This window comes from Clostridioides sp. ZZV14-6154 (genome assembly GCF_020657785.1).
Classification (GTDB): Bacteria; Bacillota; Clostridia; order Peptostreptococcales; family Peptostreptococcaceae; genus Clostridioides.
This window is the reverse complement of the sequence record NZ_JAGWCY010000043.1, coordinates 1-521: the sequence shown is the minus strand read 5'-3', so window position 1 is coordinate 521 and position 521 is coordinate 1. Positions and strand designations below refer to the sequence as shown.

General features: G+C 33.4%; 1 protein-coding gene and 1 pseudogene. Both read left to right on the top strand.

Annotation, left to right across the window (positions count from 1 at the left end; genetic code table 11):
* A pseudogene (locus tag KGF45_RS19635) lies at positions 1 to 341 on the top strand (tRNA uridine-5-carboxymethylaminomethyl(34) synthesis GTPase MnmE); the annotation flags it as partial.
* 63 nt (positions 342 to 404) lie between these two features.
* On the top strand, positions 405 to 521 hold a 117-nt coding region (locus KGF45_RS19630; RefSeq protein ID WP_227843080.1), incomplete at its 3' end, for an FAD-dependent oxidoreductase.

Sequence of the window (521 nt, the reverse complement as noted above, 5' to 3'; positions counted from 1 at the left end):
AAGTTAAAGATATGATAGGCGATACGCCATTAATTCCAACTTCAATGTTAAAACAAGAAGGTATTGATGAATTAGAAATACAAATTCGAGATTTGTTCTTTGGTGGAGAAGTACAAAATCTAGATATGACTTATGTTTCTAATTCAAGACATATTTCATTATTAAAACAAGCAAGACAAACGATACAATATGCGATTGATGCAGCCGAATCTGGTATGCATATGGATATGGTACAAATTGATTTAACTAGAACTTGGGAAATATTAGGAGAAATTATTGGTGAGACTGCAAGTGATGAACTCATCGATCAGTTATTCAGTCAATTCTGCTTAGGTAAATAGTAATTGAATGAGACGGAATACAGTCTAAAGAAGGCTAGTAAGATATCAAATAAGGAGGCTTATATTGTGGCTCAAGAATATGATGTAATCGTTATAGGTGCTGGACATGCAGGTGTAGAAGCAGGTTTAGCATCTGCAAGACGTGGTGCTAAAACATTAATGCTAACAATAAATTTAGAT